The following is a 19,161-nucleotide window of genomic DNA, read 5'->3' as shown; positions in this document are numbered from 1 at the left end:
ATGTTGTATAGCGAAGGCGCTTTTATCATCATACGACAGAACATTACAAGCTCAATGACTGCTACGCATTTTTTCAAAAGCTTCATTATATTGTTGGGCTTCCTTAATATCCACGGCCATAATACCGCCATCGTCCCAAGAGGTCAAACGCAGAGTCACGGTCTTGTAATCAATCGTAATAAATGGATGATGATTGAATGCTTCAGATATAGCGGCAACTTCATCCACGAATGCAATCCCTTTCATAAAACTGGAAAAATTATATTTCCGAACGATCCAACGTCCTTCCTCCAGCTCCCAGCCCTCCAGTTTCTCCAGATGTGCTTCAATCTCTTCTTGTGTAAAAGGCATGTTACGAACTCCTCCCCGTTTATACGGAAGCCTTTCGACCGCTTAAATACGGCCAAAACTACGATATATTGGTGTACATATTACCACGGCCCCGTTGATAAATCCATAAGACGGACCTCAAATCAAAGGGACTGACGTCAGCTCCTCGTCCCCAATCAGTACATAGATACGATGCTGCTCCGGCTCATAGATCACAACGCCACTCCCTACAGTGATTGTGGGCTCTGTACCCAGTGCATAAAATAAGTCTTCTGCCAAAGCTTCATTGACTTCCTGACGTCCCGCCGGGTCCAGCCTGTCCCAATCTTCTGCTTCCATCTCAAAAAATTCATAGCTATCTGGGATGCGCCCCACAGCCTCTGTCAAATCGTTCAAAATTTGTTCATACTCACGTCCATGCTTTACTCCCATGCCATTTCCTCCAATGGTTCCGCCATTCAATACATAATCACCTTATTATACCGGAAATTCGCACTTAACAAAAAAGAGAGTTTTGTCGATAAATACTATAATCCGTCTTGTAATGACGCGCTTGGGGCAAGGACGACCCCGGCGGCATGAAAGGATTCAAAATCTATTCTCATGGATGAGGTGTATCATGCAAATTTCAACCATTATCGGACTTGTGCTCGGGATTTTGTCACTGGTCGTCGGGATGATCTTAAAAGGCGCTCCGGTCGTCAATCTGGTCAATAATCCCGCTGCTTACATGATTATTTTCGTCGGAACGGCAGCGAGTATATTTATGGCCTTCCCGATGGCAGAAATCAAACGGATTCCGAAGCTGTTCAAGGTTATCTTTACCGAACAAAAACTATTAGACCGCAAAGAGCTCATCGGTACGTTTACCGAGTGGGCATCCATTACCCGTCGTGAAGGTCTGCTCGCCTTGGAATCCAAGGTAGAGGAAATCGACGATCCCTTTATGCGTGGCGGCATGCGAATGATTATTGACGGCAATGATCAGGAATTCGTACGGGACGTTCTAATGGAGGATATCAATGCCACCGAGGATCGACATCGCTCTGGCGCGCTGATCTTCTCCCAAGCCGGTATGTACGCTCCAACGCTCGGGGTACTCGGTGCGGTTGTAGGTCTGATCGCCGCTCTGGCCGACCTTAGTGACATGGAAAAGCTCTCTCATGCCATTGCAGCAGCCTTCATTGCGACGTTGCTCGGTATTTTTACAGGTTATGTCCTGTGGCATCCGATGTCCAACAAGCTGAAACGGTTATCCAAAAAAGAAGTCGAGCTTAAATTAATGATGGTCGAAGGTCTGCTTTCCATTCAATCGGGGATATCGACGATCGCCATCAGTCAGAAACTGACGATCTTCCTGACTCCGACCGAACGGGCTACGATGACCCAGAAGGATGGCGATTCCAGTGAGTAAAAAGAGACATGAACCGCATGAAGAGCATGCTGACGAAAGCTGGCTGTTGCCATATTCCGACTTAATGACCCTTCTGTTGGCTCTTTTCATTGTCTTATTCGGTATGAGCTCGCTCGACGCCAAAAAATTTGAAACTATGGCTCAATCCCTGAGTGCAGCTTTTAATGGCGGCACTGGCGTGCTGGATCACTCAGCTGCGAATCCGTCGTCACAATCCATGGATATGGGCAAAAATAAAGAACAAGTGTCACAACCCGTAAAATCGAAAGCTACTTCTACCTCTGAACTGCAAAAACAGCTGGCCCAACGGGAAGAAGAAGATTTAAAAAAGCTTAAAAAACAGATGGATCAATACATTCAAAATAACGGCCTGACCCCGTTGCTGAATACCAAGCTAAACCAATCGCAACTAATGATCACCATTAGTGATAATGCCTTGTTTTCATCCGGGCAGGCCGAAGTAAAGCCGGAAGCAAGAAAGCTGGCCAAGTCCATTTCTAGTATGCTCCAGCAGTTCCCTGGCTATGATGTTATCGTATCGGGTCACACGGATAATGTACCGATCTCCAACAGCCAGTTCCCGTCCAATTTTGATTTGAGCGCCAAGCGCTCTCTGAATTTCTTGCGTATCTTGTTGCTCAATCCAGATCTCGACCCAACCAAGTTTGTATCCATCGGTTATGGCCAGTATCGTCCATTGGCAAGCAATCAAGATGGTCAAGGACGCTCTAAAAACCGTCGTGTTGAAATATCTGTTCTCCGCAAATATCAGAACGGGACACAAGTCATCAGTCCTACCTCAAGCTCGAGTGAAGGTTGATTATGCATATGTTATATGAACAAAGGCACCGCCGCATTTTTATGCAGCTGGTGCCTCTTTGTTTAGTGCTTCCTGTACTTTGCCCTTTCAGATACGACGATCATACGCTCTAGGCTATACGAGCCCCTCTGGCATTAGCTAAGCGTATAATCGAGCATCTGACCAAGCTCCAGCTTCTCAGCCTCTGTCAGATCACGCCAGGCACCTTTCTGAAGGGACCCCAACCGAATATTCATGATTCGCAGCCTTTGCAGTTTTTTAACTTCATAACCGAAGGCTGCACACATACGCCGGATCTGACGATTTTTCCCTTCAGTCAGGATAATACGGAATACATACTCAGATACACGCGTCACCTCACAAGGTAGCGTCCGCTGACCGAGTATTTTCACCCCGCTAGACATGCCCTGCACAAAAGACGGTACGACAGGGCGGTCCACTGTTACAATATATTCTTTCTCATGCTTGCCTTCTGCCCGTAGAATCTTATTCACAATGTCTCCATCGTTGGTAAGTAAAATGAGACCTTCCGAATCCTTATCCAGGCGTCCAATCGGGAATATCCGCTGCGGGTGCCCCACAAAATCAACAACATTGCCTCTAATGTGGCTCTCCGTTGTACTTGTAATGCCCACCGGTTTGTTCAATGCAATATAGACGTGATCAGACTTATCGCGCAGTGGCTTGCCGTTCACGCGAACATCATCGCCTTCTTCCGCTTGACTACCCAGCACAGCCACTTCGCCGTTAATCGTCACGCGACCGCTCTCTACCAGCTTGTCTGCCTCCCGGCGCGAGCAAAAACCGGTTTCGCTGATAAACTTGTTAATGCGCAACCTGTGTACCCTCCATTTCTACTAACACACTTCCTCCTGCGCCCCAGCCCGTTACTCCGGCTTGGCAATCGGAAGCTGCACCAGGGCTGTCGTTCCCTCTCCCTCTGTGCTTTCAATATCCAGTGTGCCTTTATGACTCTGTATAATACGCTGGCTGACCATAAGTCCTAGTCCTGTACCTGTTTCTTTGTTTGTGAAAAAAGGTTCTCCCAACTTGGACAGCATTTCTGCGGGAATACCCGCTCCCTGGTCCCGTATGAAGATTTTAACGTTTTCTCCCTCCAAGAACAAATGAATCGTGATGATGCCACCTTTACTCATAGCCTCCATGCTATTTTTAAGTAAATTAATGAATACTTGCTTTAACTGATTTTCTTCAGCGTATACCAGGGCAGGCTCGTCCGTGACCTGAAGGTTGAATACAATGCCCAGCAGATGCGCCTGACTATCTAGTAAAGAAATCACGTCGCTCACAATATAACGAACATCTTTTTTCTGAAAATGCACTGCCTGTGGCTTCGCCAGTATTAAAAACTCGCTAACGATCAAATTAATGCGATCCAGCTCAGACATCATAATATCGTTGTGTTTCATATTCAACACTTGATTTTGCTGCTGTAGTTGGAGAAAGCCACGTAGCGTGGTTAGCGGATTACGAATCTCATGCGCTACGCCTGCCGCCAGTTGCCCGACGGTTGTCAGTTTCTCTGATCTGCGCAACAACTCCTCCATCCGGTTGCGACCCGTGATATCACGCGACACGCAGATAAATCCCAAAATCTGGCCTTCTTCATCCAGAATAGGCGATGTGCTCATACTAATCTCTACTGTACTTCCATCCTTCCGCATTCTAAGGGACTCACTTGATACGATGCTCTCTCCCTGAAGCAGGCTCTTCTTCTGAAATTCATATTCCTCCTGTTGCTGTGGAGGTACAAATTCCAACTTACGACCAACCAATTCTTTCTTGGTCCAGCCGTACAAAGCTTCAAAGGCATGATTGACCCGAACGACGCGATCCTCCTCGTCGGTTACATGAATCGCATCTGCTGTCTGATTAATAACCGATTCTAGATGTTCCTTTACAGAACGGTTCTCTTCATACATCTGCTCGAGTCTTCTCGTGTACATCCCTAGGTTGTAGGCCATCGCATTGATGCGCTCACCCAACTGTGCAAGCTCATGACCACCTTTTATTTCTAGCCGTGTATCAAAATGACCGTCAGCCATCTCATTCACTTTCCCCAGAATCGACTGAATTGGGCGGACAAACAGACTTGCCAGCACATAGCTTCCAATGATCACCACCTCTAAAAGGACAATGGAAATGGCAATTAAACTTATCAATTGCTTGGAAATAACAGAAGTGATCGTATCATAATTCATAACAATACGGATAACATAGGCATCACGATTAGCCGGATAAAAAGGTATGTAACTGACGAGAACCCGCTCACCTTTAATATAGCAGTCTTGTACAATACTCTCCCCCGAGAGGATAGCTCTGGACACGGCCAAACGATCTTCCTGCACCCTTGTTAGTTGATACGTGCCGAATTGGATCGGTTTGTTGTACATGTAATAGTATTTCGAATCGTTTCCGTTCTTGTCCATCGAAGCGCCACCAAAGGTTGCAGGGTTAATTCCTGTAATCTCCATGATGCGATAATCCACTTGTTGAGTTTGCTTTACGATCTCATCGGGGCTCAGGATGGTTATGAAATTTTGTACTGAAGTATCCTGAAAGGAAATTCGAATTAAGTAGTTACGTTTTTGATCATAATAAAATCCCCATTTGTTAATATCTGAGGAGTCTGAACCGGTGTAGTCAAATGACCCCGTCCAAAAATGATCCAGTTTCTGACCTTGCACCATTGCAGCCTGTCCGTGCTCATATAATTGGTCAACTGCATTTTTCCAATATCCTGTCAATGGATCGGATGGCGTTACTTCTTTAGGATCCGAGGATCTAACAACCTTATACCCCTGCCCGTCTCGAATCATCAAGGAAATATTAGTATCTCTGTGGAGTGAGGCCACCTTTTGAAGCTGTTCCTGCTGAATATTTCGAATGTCAGGATCGAGCTGATTGGCAGCCAACGTGGCAGAAAGCCACAGATTATATCCGAGCTGTTTGTCAACGGCCTCCCAGCTATGTTGGGTTTGTTCGATAGCTCCTCCGATAATTTTAGCCGTCAGAACCATTTTAGTTTCACTGTCACTTCTTAGGTTTTCGTGGGTCGTGTAATAATTAAGTGCGATGTTTAATAAAAGGATAAACAGGACGGACCCCGACAAAATGATCGTTATTCTGATTTTTATCGACACACTGATTTCTCACCTCTTGCCGCATGCTGGCGATTACTGGGAATTGCTAACTCAATGATACCGTAATAGCGCCTGTGATACCAGCATTTACATTTACCGGATATACATAAATACACACCTTGTGTACAGTATTGTCAATAGACGAGGATTTGCCTACAATATAAAAGATAATCATCCACAGGTAGTCCACAAATACACAGATTTTATTATAAACTGTGGATAAACCTGTGGACAAGTACCTTGTTATCCACAATTTTATTCACATCATGTTAACAACGGAATATTTGTTCGTTGGATAATTCCGCGTTTTGAAAGGAGCATTTTCCCAGTGACCACCATGGATCACGCCTATTGGATGAAAGAAGCCATTCAGGAAGCGTATAAGGCAGAAACGTTAGGTGAAGTCCCTATCGGGGCTGTCATCGTAAAAGATAATGAAATCATCGGTCGCGGCTACAATTTGCGCGAGACGGATGCTGACCCAACCGCACATGCAGAGATGGTCGCCATTCGTCAGGCCAGTGAGCACTTAGGTGCCTGGCGCCTGCTGGATTGTAGGCTGTATGTCACTCTGGAGCCGTGTCCAATGTGCGCCGGAGCCATTGTGCAATCACGGGTTCCCCATTTGATATACGGCACTACAGATCCCAAGGCAGGCTGCGCAGGCACGCTGATGAATTTATTACAGGAGCCTCGGTTCAATCATTGTACAGAAGTAACTAGTGGTGTACTGCAGGAGGAATGTGCATCGCTGCTAACGAGCTTCTTTCGGCATCTGCGGCAAAAAAGAGCGGCAGCCAAATTGTCTCCTCCCCCGTCTTCATTCTGAGGAGACACAGTCCAAAATACCTCATCTCATTGCTAATTCCCCATGGAAGGAGATCACCCCATGCCTATGAGCTTGTATAATACGCCTCAAGGTATCTTTTTACGGCCATTTAGCTTGGCGGATAGCGAAGCCCTTCTCGCCCTTAGGCACCGAAATAGGGATTCCCATGCGCCTTATGAGCCGCTTTACGAGGATTCATTTTTCACATTAGAGAAACAACAGGACTACATCCGTCAGAAATTGCGGCAAGCCGAAGAAGATCGAGGTTACGTATTCGGTATCTTTCTCTTAAAGGAAGAACGGCTCATCGGTTATATCTCCATTTCCAATCTAGTACGTGGAGTTGGACAATTCGCTGATATCGGCTACATGATGGATCATCATGAACAGGGTAAAGGGCATATGACCGCTGCCTTAAAGTTAATCATACAATATGCCTTTCGTGCCTTATCTCTACATCGTCTCCAAGCGGGTACTCTTTTGCATAATGATCGCTCACAACGTGTATTAGAAAAATGTGGCTTTCGACCAGAAGGCATTGCTCGCAAGCTTGTACAGATTCAGGGCACATGGCAGGATCACCAGATGTTTGGACTTTTAGCCGAGGATGACGTGTGGCAGAGCTAAATGACTGTACAGGGACAACATTAAAAGTAAACAAAAAACCGCCCGGCCTATGCCGAGCGGTTTTCTTGCAATCATGTTATCCCATACTTAAGGAGCAACAGTTTGCATTTTTTGTTGCAGTTGTTCCATCGTCAGGACTTGATCAGCTGTTGGAATACCTACTTTAAATGCTGCTTTAGCATTGATTTTGTTGTATTGCGTGTAGCCTGTTACAGACAATTTTACATTGTCTTTTGTAGCCGGATCATTCATCTCTACATTCGCATTCAGGTCTTGATACACAGGAATGTTATCCTTGTTCAAAGCTGTGTTAATGTCAAACTGCTTCACTGTCAAGTAGTTTTTCAACTCATCCAGCTTTTTGCTAACTTCGCTGGTGTTAGATTGCAATTCTTTCTTCGCTTCAGCCAGCTCTTCCTTCTTCACTTGAAGCATGCTAGCATATTCGTCCTTAGACATTATATCAAGGACTTTAGGAAGCGCCTTAGTGATAAATGTATTGGTTGCTTGCTTCACATTGTCGTTCGTTATTTTAAACTGAACTACTTGTTTAGCTTCAACGCCTTGTGGCAACTTAGCGTCTTTAGGATCAATATCAAAGAAGTACGTAGCTTGATCATACTCGTTCATAATAGCAGCGATCACTTCATTCGCAAATTTCTGCGATTTTTCTTGATCCATAGCTGCAGGGTTAAATTCTTGTCCCGATTGTTTAGCCAGTTCTTGTGGATCAATGATCAGGAATTTACCTACAACATCCTGTGGAAGCGGGTAAAATGGAATATTAGGAATTTTAACGTACAGTTTATCTTTAGTCATCACCATTGGAATCGTGAAGCTGGTGGAAAGATCACCTTTCAAATGAATGCCGAGCGTCATTTCAGATTGGAAAGGTTCTTTTTGATATACACCGTCCAGCGTAATGTCTGCATTTTTCAGCATACTGGTTATCATTGCACTTTGTTCACTTGGTAAAGTAGCGGATGAAATTGTCAGATCCTTAACGGTAAATTGACTTTTGGATTCATAAGAATTCAACTTCATTGCATTTGCAGTACCGGTCGTAACTGCTTCCTTCGGTTCTAACTTCTTGCTACAACCTACCAGGGCTACCGTCAAAAGCAACACCATAGTGAGTACCAAGACGGATAACTTTTTACTCATTGTGTAGATTCTCTCCTCTCGTAATTAACCCCTTTTTTTATGCTAACAAAAAAAATACACACCTCCTATTTTAACTCATATTCTCAAACAGCGAAACACTTATTGGAAAATTTTCTTACAATAAGCACAAAGACACCCTGGTTCTCCTAACCAGGGTGTACTATCGATGCAATATATTTTTAGGAGAAAGGTCTTCCTGCTTATGAACCTTCTCTGTTATGATGATCCACGTGATTCCGCTGTTTCACCTTCTTGGAACCAGATAACGGCTCCTGCTGATGACTACGCTCACGCTTTTCGTTACTTCCACCAGAATCCTGTGCTTCAGGGACAGGAATGGCTTTAGGCTTGCCCATTTATGCATCCTCCATTCTCAGTCTATATTTGTGGTACATCAACAAATCCGTTTATTACCATTAAAAATAGGACTATAGATGGTGTAGATCTTCTGTTTTATCGTGGTTTAGTGAATCCTGATGACGGCGATCATTACGATCCTGCTGCACTTGCTGTGCCTGATGACTATTCACTGGACGTTGCTCCAAATCATCAACAATGTTAGATAGGTTTTTATCCAGTCCGTTTTTGGCTTTTGTCATGTAGCCTTCCTCCTCATTCCTTCATACTACGAATGCGTCAATGACTGTAATGTTTGGGCACATTGGTGAATATGCCGAGTATAATCGGACACCAGCTGTTGAATGATATCTGTTCGTTCATCTACAGACTGTCCGTCCCGTTCTACATCGACTAAGCTAACCTGTACTTCCCGAGAGTCTACATAAGTACATGCAAAATCAAAGGAGTACATTTGCCGGCCTTCTACCTCGATATGGATTCGTATAGCCCGGTTGTCGGCTTCATCTGCTTGTACTTGTGATTTGTCCCCTGAATTCAAAAGAATCGGCAGTTGTTCCTGCCAGGCCTCTACCAGCTTTTGCTGATCTACTGTCATTTCTCGATTCATGCCAGCACCTCCACATCTGATAACGTGTGAAAAAAACGAGCTTTTTATACAACAAAAAAGCCATTCCCCACGATTCCTGATCATTGGCGTATAAAGGCCAATGTACCAGCTATCGTATTCGAATGGCTTGGTTTATTTAGAATATGGCGGAGAGGATGGGATTCGAACCCATGTGGAGTTGCCCCCTAACGGTTTTCAAGACCGCCCCGTTATGACCGCTTCGGTACCTCTCCAGGTGGTAAATGGATAAAGCTGCTTCCCCTTTAAACATACTCAGGCGCAACAAAATTATTTTACCACAGAACTTCTAAGAATGCAACACTTACTGTTTAGGAGCGATAACCTCAATGCCTCGCATGTATGAACGTAGCACTTCTGGGATCACGATGCTTCCGTCCTCTTGCTGATAGTTCTCCAAAATAGCAGCCACCGTCCGCCCTACAGCCAAACCTGAACCGTTCAGCGTATGTACAAATTCAGGCTTTGCCTTCGAATCTGGACGAAACCGGATGTTCGCACGACGCGCTTGGAAGTCTTCCGTATTTGAACAAGAAGAAATCTCGCGGTACATGCCACTCTCAGGCAACCATACTTCCAGATCGTACGTTTTGGCAGACGTAAAGCCCATATCTCCAGTGCAAAGTGCCAGCACGCGATATGGAAGTCCGAGCAGTTGTAGAACACGCTCAGCGTTATTCGTCATTTTCTCCAATTCTTCATAAGAGGTATCCGGGTGAACCAGCTTAAGCATCTCTACCTTATTGAACTGATGCTGGCGGATCAGGCCACGTGTATCACGTCCTGCTGATCCTGCCTCCGAGCGAAAGCAAGAGCTGTATGCCACATAATATTTCGGAAGCTGTTCCGCATTCATAATCTCTTCACGGTGGTAGTTCGTTACCGGAACTTCGGCCGTAGGAATAAGATAATACTCCGTATCACGCAGCTTGAACAAATCTTCTTCAAACTTCGGAAGTTGACCCGTTCCATACAAGCTGTCCCGATTTACAATGTATGGAGGAAGCATTTCTTCATAACCATGCTCACTGCTGTGCAGATCCATCATAAAGTTAATCAGCGCGCGCTCTAATCTTGCTCCCAGTCCTTTGTAGAACGTAAAACGAGAACCTGTTACCTTGGCTGCTGCCTCAAAATCAAGAATGTCTAGATCCTGAGCCAATTCCCAATGCGCTTTGGGTGTAAAAGAAAACTCGCGCGGCTCCGACCAGCGACGGATTTCTACATTATCCTCTTCCGATGCACCTACAGGTACTGTTTCATTAGGAATATTCGGAATAGACATCACCAATTCGTCGATCTGAACTTCCAGTTCGCGTACTTGCTCATCTAATTCTTTGATACGATCGGAGACTTGACGCATTTCTGCAATAAGATCATCCGCATTTTCCTTGTTCTTCTTCAACTTGGCTACTTCACCGGATACCACGTTCCGACGATTTTTGAGCCCTTCACTTTCCTGAAGTAACTCACGACGGCTTACATCCAGATCTGTAAAACCATTAATCAGATCCAGAGATTTTCCCCTGTTCTGCAAAGCTTTCTCAACCCTACCAAGCTCATTACGTAAAATCTTTATATCTAACACAGGTAATCCCTCCTACACTACAAACCTGACTTTCACTATTCGCGGACCATATCCACAAAATATTGATGTAACCGGTAATCGTCTGTTAACTCCGGATGGAAGGATGAAGCCAGCAAATGACCCTGACGGGCTGCCACGATCTCGCCGTTATACTCAGACAGCACATCTACTCCCGTTCCAACAGACTGTATTAATGGTGCACGTATAAATACAGCACGAACCGGTTCCTCAATCCCTTTAATGTTCAAGTCTGTTTCAAAGCTTTCTCTTTGGCGACCAAATGCATTACGCGATACTGTAATATCCATGAGTCCCAAATGTGCTTCTTCCTGTCCTTGAATCGTTTTAGCCAGTACAATCAATCCTGCGCAAGTGCCAAATACAGGCTTGCCTTGATTGGAAAACTGACGTATAGCCTCTATAAAGTCATACTTGCGCATTAGCTTACCGATAGTGGTACTTTCACCACCGGGAATGATAAGACCGGACAGCTCATCGAGCTGTTCGATCTTCTTCACCGCTATACCTTCCGCACCCGCACGTTCAACGCTTCGTATATGTTCAGCTACAGCGCCTTGCAGCGACAATACACCTATTTTCATGCCGGTCCCTTCTTTCTTACCAACCACGATCCTGCATGCGCTCATGCGGTGCCAGTTTGGAAATTTCAATGCCTTTCATAGGAGTTCCCAAATTCTTGGAAACTTCTGCGATCAGCTTGTAATCCGTATAATGAGTGGTCGCTTCCACGATTGCCCGTGCAAACTTCTCAGGGCTATCCGACTTGAAAATACCAGAACCTACAAAGACGCCATCAGCGCCTAAATGCATCATTAACGCGGCATCAGCAGGTGTTGCTACACCACCCGCTGCAAAGTTAACCACTGGCAGCTTGCCAAGCTCATGCACTTCTAACAGCAGTTCATATGCAACACCGAGGTTTTTCGCTTCTGCATACAGCTCGTCCTTCGACAAGTTTTGCACCTTGCGAATTTGACCATTGATAAAACGCATATGACGAACGGCCTCAACAATATTCCCAGTTCCCGGTTCACCCTTCGTACGGATCATAGATGCACCCTCACCAATGCGACGCAGTGCTTCTCCCAGATCCTTGGCTCCACAAACAAATGGAACGGTGAACTCCCGCTTATCAATATGGAAAACTTCATCCGCAGGTGTCAATACTTCGCTCTCATCGAGATAGTCAACACCGAGAGATTCCAGTACCTTTGCCTCTACAAAGTGACCGATGCGAGCCTTAGCCATAACAGGAATAGAAACAACCTTCATAACTTCTTCCACAATCGTTGGGTCAGCCATACGAGCAACCCCACCAGCTGCACGGATATCCGAAGGTACCCGTTCAAGAGCCATTACAGCTGTAGCTCCTGCTGCCTCTGCAATTTTAGCCTGCTCAGCGTTCATGACATCCATGATTACGCCACCTTTTTGCATCTCTGCCATACCTCTTTTTACACGCGAAGTTCCCGTTTCCATGTCGTTGCCTCCTGTAAGGGTTACGTTTAGATTCTAACTAAATATTTTACCGCACCAATGCCAAATACACAATCATTTCAAGCTGCAAAATAAGTAATGAAAAACAAGGTAGGTCGCTTAGCTCTGCTTATTTAGAAGAGATTCTTAATTCCTTGGAACAGATCTCCGAAGAAATCACCGATTGCCCGGAAAAGCATTCGGAACCAGCCGCCCTCTTCTACTGCTGTCGTAGTAACCAGATCAACGGTTTTCGTCTGCCCTTTATCCACACCGTCTGTCTTGTACGTGTACGTAATGGTTCCGACTTTGGCCCCTTGCTTCAAAGGTGCTACAAGAGAGCTTGCTGGTGTAATGTTCGTTGTAAAGGTTACCTTGGGATTGCTCGCACCCTTGGGTACGATAAAACTTACTGCATCTTTTGTAACGATCGGCACTTCTGTTTCCGTACCTTTGGTCACTGGCACATTCTCAACACCCTTAACCACCGTCTTTGGGGCAATAACCTGCTTCACTTCAAAATTATCAAAACCATAGTTCAGCACTTTAGCTGTCTCTGTAAAACGGTGTGCATCTGAATCAGCTCCCATAACTACACTGATGAGACGCATTCCATTGCGTTCAGCGGTTCCTGTAAAACAGTTGCCAGCATTGGCCGTATGGCCTGTTTTCATCCCGTCTAAACCTGGGTAAGCAAACTTTCTAAAGTTAGTAATATTTTTGTTTGCTTCCAGCATCCAGTTATAGTTAATAATCGGCGCCTTGTCAGTAGGACGGAATTTGTAAGATTGAATTGTCGTGAATCGTGTGTAATCCGGATGATCTTTAATGATGTAACCAGCCAGAGTAGCTGCATCTCTCGCTGTCATCACCGTTTCCCGGTCTGTATCCGGCTGGAAGCCTTTCGGCATATCACCACGGTCCAAACCAGTCGAGTTGATAAAATACGTATTTTTCATGCCCATTTTCTGAGCTGTTTCATTCATTAGTTTTACAAAATCCTGCTCAGTTCCGGATACGCGTTCAGCAAGGGCTACTGTTGCATCATTAGCAGAACCTACCGCCATGGCAATATAAAGCTCTTCTACCGTATGTTGATCCCCTTGAGCCAAAAAAATACGTGATCCAATGCTCTTAGAAGCATTCTCGTTAACCGTAACCTTATCCGTCCACTTGAGTTTGCCTTGCTTAACCTGTTCAGCCACGATGTATTCTGTCATCATTTTAGTCATACTTGCTGGTGGAAGTGGCTCATCTGGATTCATAGACAGCAATACTTGCCCCGTGGAAGGCTCGATCAAAATGGCAGAACGTAGTGCCAGACTAGGGGGGTTAATAGAACCTGTCCCCGTAATATTGGTTGCCTGTGTTGCCGCTCCAGCTGCAAAAGTAGCCACGCTCGGATCGAAATTGCCTACAACAGGCAATGCCGACATATACATCATATTGAGCACCATGACTGCAGTCACGCTCTTTTTAATCATGCTGCGTTTTGTATTTTGCTTTAAATTGTTCGCTTTCAAATGAATACAAACTCCTCTCGTACCTCAACCCGATCCGTTATGTACAACGAGACGGTGGTTACAGCCTCTACTTGGCCAATGTAATTAATGTTTTAGTGTTAAAATCCAGTTTCATTTCGTTTTATTTCGTTTTCTTAGTTGTATCCTGTCATGAGCATTTTCTGCTCGAATCTTCTTTACTGGTAGGAATCATCCAAAAGACCTACGTGCCCTAATTCGTCAATAATTTCGTCATAAAGGCGGACACTTGTCTATTCTATCACAGGGGTATCTCTAAAAAAAGACAGGCAGAGCGAAATACGCTCTGCCTGTCGTCAAGTCTACTACAGCCGAACTTTATAGAGAGTAGTTTGGTGCTTCTTTCGTAATTTGCACATCATGCGGATGGCTCTCACGCAGACCAGCGCCTGTAATACGGATAAAGCTTGTATCGTTACGAAGCTCCTCAATATTAGCTGTACCACAATAACCCATACCGGAACGGAGACCGCCCAATAGCTGATGAACAGTGTCGGAAAGTGGTCCTTTATAAGCAACGCGTCCTTCGATGCCTTCCGGTACCAATTTCTTGTCGTCATCTTGAAAATAACGATCTTTACTACCTTGCTTCATCGCAGCCATAGAGCCCATACCGCGATATACTTTGAAGCGGCGTCCTTGGTAAATTTCAGATTCGCCCGGGCTTTCTTCCGTACCTGCAAAAAGACTTCCCAGCATTACCGCAGAAGCGCCTGCCGCAATGGCCTTTGTAATTTCACCGGAGTATTTAATACCGCCGTCTGCAATAATCGGAATATTATATTCACGTGCTACTGTTGCACAATCATAAATTGCTGTTACTTGTGGAACACCTATCCCTGCGATTACGCGTGTTGTACAGATGGAGCCTGGACCAATACCGACTTTTACGACCGATGCTCCTGCTTCAATCAATTCGCGCGTTCCGTCTCCAGTAGCTACATTACCTGCTACAATCGTCAGATCAGGATAAGCTTCACGCAGCTTGCGGACCGCTTCAATGATGTTAATATGATGGCCGTGAGCAGAGTCCACAACAATCATATCCACACCCGCTTTTACAAGTGCTTCAGTCCGATCAAATGTATCCTTGGAAATACCAACAGCCGCACCGACCAGAAGACGACCTTGTGCATCTTTCGCTGCGTTCGGAAATTGAATAGCTTTCTCAATATCTTTAATGGTGATAAGACCTTTGAGATAATTTTCATCATCGACCAAAGGGAGCTTTTCAATCTTATGCTTTTGCAAAATGACTTCCGCTTCCTGTAAAGTCGTACCTACAGGTGCAGTTACCAGTTCTTCCTTCGTCATGACTTCACTGATTTTAAGGTTAAAATCGTGAATAAAGCGAAGATCACGGTTAGTAATAATACCCACCAGTTTGTTTTCTTCGTTTACAACAGGTACACCAGAAATACGGTATTTACCCATAACTGCTTCAGCATCAGATACCAAATGATCCGGAGTCAATGAGAATGGATTGGTGATAACACCGCTCTCAGAACGTTTAACCCGATCCACCTCTACCGCTTGCTGTTCAATCGACATATTTTTATGAATAATACCGATACCGCCCTCACGAGCCATCGCGATTGCCAACACTGCCTCAGTAACAGTATCCATACCAGCACTCATTAAAGGAATATTCAGCTTTACGTTATCACTCAAACGTGTCGCCACGCTTACTTCTTTGGGCAGAACCACCGACTTGCGAGGTACCAGCAAAACATCGTCAAAGGTAAGGCCTTCCTTACCGAATTTATCTTCCCACACCAAGATGATCCTCCTTCAAATTGTTTAGTCTGTATTGGTCTTGTTGTCTGTCCGACATGGACAAATCAAGGCTCTCTGAAAATATATTATTGCAATCTTAGCAAAGCGGTATAGGGGTGTCAAGCCTTCAACAATAGCCCTAACCTTTAGTATTTCCCTGTACAAACAACTGTACTCCTACGGAGGACAACCTTTAAAAATAAGCGTTTTTAAGAGTAATAGCTATTCACAAGAGCGTATCTCTTCTTTGAATGCGCAGCATAGAAGCAATTATACAAGTGGTTTGTACCCTAATATACCAAAGAGGACCATGATCTCATTGAGATCATGGTCCTCTTTACTTGTTGCTTGGCGACGTCCTACTCTCCCAGGACCCTGCGGTCCAAGTACCATCGGCGCTGGAGGGCTTAACGGTCGTGTTCGGGATGGGTACGTGTGGAACCCCTCCGCTATCGCCACCAAACATGAATCTGCTGAGCAAATTCTTTTTCAGGAATCAGCATCGCCAAATGCTGTGTGTTCGCTTGTTCCATATAAGCCACTTGTGCTTATACAATACAAAACTTACACCCTGAAAACTGGATCCGAAACTCATTGCGTTTTATCTTAGGATAAGCCCTCGACCGATTAGTATTGGTCAGCTCCATGCATTACTGCACTTCCACCCCCAACCTATCTACCTCGTCGTCTTCAAGGGGTCTTACTAATTGGGAAATCTCATCTTGAGGGGGGCTTCACGCTTAGATGCTTTCAGCGCTTATCCCTTCCGTACATAGCTACCCAGCGGTGCTCCTGGCGGAACAACTGGTACACCAGCGGTACGTCCATCCCGGTCCTCTCGTACTAAGGACAGCTCCTCTCAAATTTCCTACGCCCACGACAGATAGGGACCGAACTGTCTCACGACGTTCTGAACCCAGCTCGCGTACCGCTTTAATGGGCGAACAGCCCAACCCTTGGGACCTACTTCAGCCCCAGGATGCGATGAGCCGACATCGAGGTGCCAAACCTCCCCGTCGATGTGGACTCTTGGGGGAGATAAGCCTGTTATCCCCAGGGTAGCTTTTATCCGTTGAGCGATGGCCCTTCCATGCGGTACCACCGGATCACTAAGCCCGACTTTCGTCCCTGCTCGACTTGTAGGTCTCGCAGTCAAGCTCCCTTCTGCCTTTGCACTCTTCGAATGATTTCCAACCATTCTGAGGGAACCTTGGGGCGCCTCCGTTACTCTTTAGGAGGCGACCGCCCCAGTCAAACTGCCCACCTGACACTGTCCTCGCACCGGATTACGGTACCAAGTTAGAACCTAGATACGATCAGGGTGGTATCCCAAGGATGCCTCCCCTCAAGCTGGCGCTCAAGGCTCAACGGCTCCCACCTATCCTGTACAGATCGTACCCAAATTCAATATCAAGCTGCAGTAAAGCTCCATGGGGTCTTTCCGTCTTGTCGCGGGTAACCTGCATCTTCACAGGTATTAAAATTTCACCGGATCTCTCGTTGAGACAGCGCCCAAGTCGTTACGCCATTCGTGCGGGTCAGAATTTACCTGACAAGGAATTTCGCTACCTTAGGACCGTTATAGTTACGGCCGCCGTTTACTGGGGCTTCGGTTCATAGCTTCGCTCTTGCGAGCTTACCACTCCCCTTAACCTTCCAGCACCGGGCAGGCGTCAGCCCGTATACTTCGCCTTGCGGCTTCGCACAGACCTGTGTTTTTGCTAAACAGTCGCTTGGGCCTTTTCACTGCGGCCCCCTCGGGCTATTCACCCTACCGAGGCACCCCTTCTCCCGAAGTTACGGGGTCATTTTGCCGAGTTCCTTAACGAGAGTTCTTCCGCGCGCCTTAGAATTCTCTTCTCGCCTACCTGTGTCGGTTTGCGGTACGGGCACCTTCTCCTGGCTAGAGGCTTTTCTTGGCAGTCTGAGATCATGACCTTCGCTACTATAATTTTCGCTCCCCATCACAGCCCAGCCTTAACGATGTGCGGATTTGCCTACACACCAGCCTCACTGCTTAGACGGACATCCATCAGTCCGCGTCACTACCCTACTGCGTCACCCCATCGCTCATAACGGATTACGGTGGTACAGGAATTTCGACCTGTTGTCCTTCGACTACGCCTATCGGCCTCGCCTTAGGTCCCGACTTACCCTGAGCGGACGAACCTTCCTCAGGAACCCTTAGGCTTTCGGCGGATCTGATTCTCACAGATCTTTTCGTTACTCATACCGGCATTCTCACTTGAATGCAGTCCAGCGCTCCTTACGGTACACCTTCAACCCGCATTCAACGCTCCCCTACCCCTGATGCAAGCATCAAGCCATAGCTTCGGTGGTGTGTTTAGCCCCGTTACATTTTCGGCGCAGAGTCACTCGACCAGTGAGCTATTACGCACTCTTTCAATGGTGGCTGCTTCTAAGCCAACATCCTGGTTGTCTGTGCAACTCCACATCCTTTCCCACTTAACACACACTTGGGGACCTTAGCTGATGGTCTGGGCTGTTTCCCTTTCGACAATGGATCTTAGCACTCACTGTCTGACTCCCGGAACTAAATCTATGGCATTCGGAGTTTGACTGAGCTTGGTAACCCTTGCGGGCCCCGCACCCAATCAGTGCTCTACCTCCACGATTCTTCTTTCCGAGGCTAGCCCTAAAGCTATTTCGGGGAGAACCAGCTATCTCCGGGTTCGATTGGAATTTCTCCGCTACCCCCACCTCATCCCCGCATTTTTCAACATGCGTGGGTTCGGGCCTCCAGTGCGTGTTACCGCACCTTCACCCTGGACAGGGGTAGATCACCCGGTTTCGGGTCTACGTCCACGTACTCATTCGCCCTATTCAGACTCGCTTTCGCTGCGGCTTCAGCTCTTCACCTTAACCTTGCACGGGAACGTAACTCGCCGGTTCATTCTACAAAAGGCACGCCATCACCCATAAATAGGGCTCTGACTTCTTGTAAGCACACGGTTTCAGGATCTATTTCACTCCCCTTCCGGGGTGCTTTTCACCTTTCCCTCACGGTACTGCTTCACTATCGGTCGCCAGGGAGTATTTAGCCTTGGCAGATGGTCCTGCCGGATTCATACGGGGTTTCACGTGCCCCGCACTACTCGGGATCCGTCTCGGAGAGAACAAGTTTTGAACTACAGGGCTTTTACCTTCTCTGGCGGGCCTTTCCAGACCTCTTCATCTAACCGGTTCCTTTGTAACTCCATGTGAGACGTCCCACAACCCCAAGGAGCAAGCTCCTTGGTTTGGGCTAATCCGCGTTCGCTCGCCGCTACTGACGGAATCACTATTGTTTTCTCTTCCTCAGGGTACTTAGATGTTTCAGTTCCCCTGGTCTGCCTCTATTCTGCCTATGTATTCAGCAGAAAGTGACTGTCGATGAAGACAGCCGGGTTTCCCCATTCGGACATC

Annotated in this window: 17 protein-coding genes, 1 tRNA gene and 2 rRNA genes (1 of these 20 running past the window's edge); 4 read left to right on the top strand and 16 right to left on the bottom strand. The window is 46.3% G+C overall.

Going from position 1 to position 19,161, the window contains the following annotated elements:
- Positions 1–51 precede the first annotated feature (51 nt).
- Together ACYCS5_RS15295 and ACYCS5_RS15290 are read right to left on the bottom strand one after the other, a co-directional pair.
- Positions 52–351 carry a 4a-hydroxytetrahydrobiopterin dehydratase gene (locus tag ACYCS5_RS15295; protein ID WP_007428083.1) on the bottom strand — a complete coding sequence of 100 codons (300 nt, stop codon included), beginning with the start codon at positions 349–351 and terminating at the stop codon, positions 52–54.
- 117 nt (positions 352–468) lie between these two features.
- The gene (locus tag ACYCS5_RS15290) at positions 469–762 is read right to left on the bottom strand and encodes a hypothetical protein (RefSeq protein WP_013308186.1); all 294 of its coding nucleotides are present in this window, start codon (positions 760–762) and stop codon (positions 469–471) included.
- Positions 763–949: 187 nt separating this feature from the next.
- Between ACYCS5_RS15290 and motA the strand changes: the two genes are divergently transcribed.
- Together motA and ACYCS5_RS15280 are read left to right on the top strand one after the other, a co-directional pair.
- Positions 950–1,744, top strand: coding sequence for a flagellar motor stator protein MotA (gene motA, locus ACYCS5_RS15285; RefSeq protein WP_029514943.1), 795 nt, complete (start codon positions 950–952; stop codon positions 1,742–1,744).
- On the top strand, positions 1,737–2,564 hold the full coding sequence (locus ACYCS5_RS15280; RefSeq protein ID WP_029514945.1) for a flagellar motor protein MotB: 828 nt from the start codon (positions 1,737–1,739) through the stop codon (positions 2,562–2,564). The genes motA and ACYCS5_RS15280 overlap by 8 nt, the downstream gene beginning before the upstream one ends.
- 134 nt (positions 2,565–2,698) lie before the next feature.
- Here the strand turns inward: ACYCS5_RS15280 and rluF are convergent, their stop codons facing one another.
- Together rluF and ACYCS5_RS15270 are read right to left on the bottom strand one after the other, a co-directional pair.
- Positions 2,699–3,400, bottom strand: coding sequence for a 23S rRNA pseudouridine(2604) synthase RluF (gene rluF / locus ACYCS5_RS15275; protein ID WP_029514947.1), 702 nt, complete (start codon positions 3,398–3,400; stop codon positions 2,699–2,701).
- Positions 3,401–3,451: 51 nt separating this feature from the next.
- On the bottom strand, positions 3,452–5,728 hold the full coding sequence (locus ACYCS5_RS15270; RefSeq protein ID WP_029514948.1) for a PAS domain S-box protein: 2,277 nt from the start codon (positions 5,726–5,728) through the stop codon (positions 3,452–3,454).
- 328 nt (positions 5,729–6,056) lie between these two features.
- Between ACYCS5_RS15270 and tadA the strand changes: the two genes are divergently transcribed.
- Both tadA and ACYCS5_RS15260 read left to right on the top strand, forming a co-directional pair.
- Entirely contained in the window at positions 6,057–6,557 is a 501-nt protein-coding gene (gene tadA, locus ACYCS5_RS15265) for a tRNA adenosine(34) deaminase TadA (protein WP_069011491.1), read from the top strand.
- A gap of 60 nt (positions 6,558–6,617) precedes the next feature.
- Positions 6,618–7,184, top strand: a complete 567-nt coding sequence (locus ACYCS5_RS15260) for a GNAT family N-acetyltransferase (protein ID WP_069011492.1) — start codon at positions 6,618–6,620, stop codon at positions 7,182–7,184.
- 87 nt (positions 7,185–7,271) lie between these two features.
- Here ACYCS5_RS15260 and ACYCS5_RS15255 read toward each other — a convergent pair whose 3' ends face one another.
- From ACYCS5_RS15255 to ACYCS5_RS15200, 12 genes are all read right to left on the bottom strand, one after another.
- Entirely contained in the window at positions 7,272–8,348 is a 1,077-nt protein-coding gene (locus ACYCS5_RS15255) for a hypothetical protein (RefSeq protein ID WP_165150530.1), read from the bottom strand.
- A gap of 200 nt (positions 8,349–8,548) precedes the next feature.
- A complete protein-coding gene (locus tag ACYCS5_RS15250) occupies positions 8,549–8,704 on the bottom strand; it encodes a small acid-soluble spore protein P (protein ID WP_029514956.1) in 156 nt (51 codons plus the stop codon).
- A 72-nt stretch (positions 8,705–8,776) separates the two neighbouring features.
- Positions 8,777–8,947: a hypothetical protein gene (locus ACYCS5_RS15245; RefSeq protein WP_007428073.1), complete on the bottom strand. Its 171-nt coding sequence runs from the start codon at positions 8,945–8,947 to the stop codon at positions 8,777–8,779.
- 26 nt (positions 8,948–8,973) lie between these two features.
- Entirely contained in the window at positions 8,974–9,315 is a 342-nt protein-coding gene (locus ACYCS5_RS15240) for a hypothetical protein (RefSeq protein WP_029514958.1), read from the bottom strand.
- Positions 9,316–9,459: 144 nt separating this feature from the next.
- Positions 9,460–9,548 (bottom strand) — tRNA-Ser (locus ACYCS5_RS15235).
- Positions 9,549–9,637: 89 nt separating this feature from the next.
- The gene (serS, locus tag ACYCS5_RS15230) at positions 9,638–10,921 is read right to left on the bottom strand and encodes a serine--tRNA ligase (protein ID WP_025720034.1); all 1,284 of its coding nucleotides are present in this window, start codon (positions 10,919–10,921) and stop codon (positions 9,638–9,640) included.
- 35 nt (positions 10,922–10,956) lie between these two features.
- Positions 10,957–11,523 (bottom strand): pyridoxal 5'-phosphate synthase glutaminase subunit PdxT, encoded by a 567-nt coding sequence (pdxT, locus tag ACYCS5_RS15225; RefSeq protein WP_029514961.1) that lies wholly within the window; start codon positions 11,521–11,523, stop codon positions 10,957–10,959.
- Between the two features lie 16 nt (positions 11,524–11,539).
- The gene (gene pdxS / locus ACYCS5_RS15220; protein WP_025720037.1) at positions 11,540–12,421 is read right to left on the bottom strand and encodes a pyridoxal 5'-phosphate synthase lyase subunit PdxS; all 882 of its coding nucleotides are present in this window, start codon (positions 12,419–12,421) and stop codon (positions 11,540–11,542) included.
- Positions 12,422–12,552: 131 nt separating this feature from the next.
- The gene (locus tag ACYCS5_RS15215; RefSeq protein ID WP_029514963.1) at positions 12,553–13,941 is read right to left on the bottom strand and encodes a D-alanyl-D-alanine carboxypeptidase family protein; all 1,389 of its coding nucleotides are present in this window, start codon (positions 13,939–13,941) and stop codon (positions 12,553–12,555) included.
- Between the two features lie 336 nt (positions 13,942–14,277).
- Positions 14,278–15,735, bottom strand: a complete 1,458-nt coding sequence (gene guaB, locus ACYCS5_RS15210) for an IMP dehydrogenase (protein ID WP_013308172.1) — start codon at positions 15,733–15,735, stop codon at positions 14,278–14,280.
- Between the two features lie 346 nt (positions 15,736–16,081).
- A 5S ribosomal RNA gene (gene rrf, locus ACYCS5_RS15205) occupies positions 16,082–16,198 on the bottom strand.
- 144 nt (positions 16,199–16,342) lie between these two features.
- Positions 16,343–19,161: ribosomal RNA gene (locus ACYCS5_RS15200) — 23S ribosomal RNA — on the bottom strand; it runs 109 nt beyond the window's last position.

The sequence above is a fragment of the Paenibacillus sp. SEL3 genome (assembly GCF_054602585.1).
This window is presented reverse-complemented; position numbering and strand designations above follow the sequence as displayed.